This window comes from Vibrio sp. 1402 (assembly GCF_033340275.1).
Genome location: NZ_JAWOWE010000405.1, coordinates 1 through 624, shown reverse-complemented (window position 1 = coordinate 624; position 624 = coordinate 1). Strand labels below are relative to the sequence as shown.

Here is a 624-nt window from a genome sequence, read left to right as displayed (position 1 = left end):
AAGCTCATCGATGTCGTACGCGGCATCAATGGCGCTAAAGACAACCCTGGCGTTCGTGCTTCCGTCATTAATGATGTCGAAGGACCGCGTCTCATCCTTGCCTCAAACCTTTCTGGTAAGGATCATCAAATCAAAGTCAGCGTGGAAGCCGAAAGAGGCAACCCTCTGAAATATTTCGAATACCAAACACTTGAAGACCGAGTTAACGCGCTTGAAGAAGCACGTGCAGCGGCAGAAGAAGTGTTAGGGCCACTACAAGCTCCGCAACAACCGGATCAACCAGAAATTCTGGATGAGAACGGCAACCCTCTACCTCCAGAAGCGCAAAAAGCGGCAGATAATGCACAAGATGATGCATCGCAAGAACCGACCTCTGCTGCTGGTGCAGAGGCTGCTAAAGCCGGACAAGAAGCCATTGATAAGGCCAATCAACGTTCGAGCTTGCGACCTGAAGAGCGCATTCCAGGTTGGACAGAAACTGCGTCAGGCACCTTGCTGGATTCATACGAAGAGCCAGAACTGGAATTGGATGAAAAGGCGATAGAGAAAGCGCCGGATGTTCCAGGTTGGAACAATGCCGCCTCAGGCACATTGACGGATTCTTACGTTACGACCAAAGAAGCT

At 50.6% G+C, this 624-nt stretch carries 1 pseudogene; it reads left to right on the top strand.

The annotated features are described in order from the left end of the window. A pseudogene (gene fliD, locus R7044_RS26335) lies at positions 1 to 624 on the top strand (flagellar filament capping protein FliD); the annotation flags it as partial.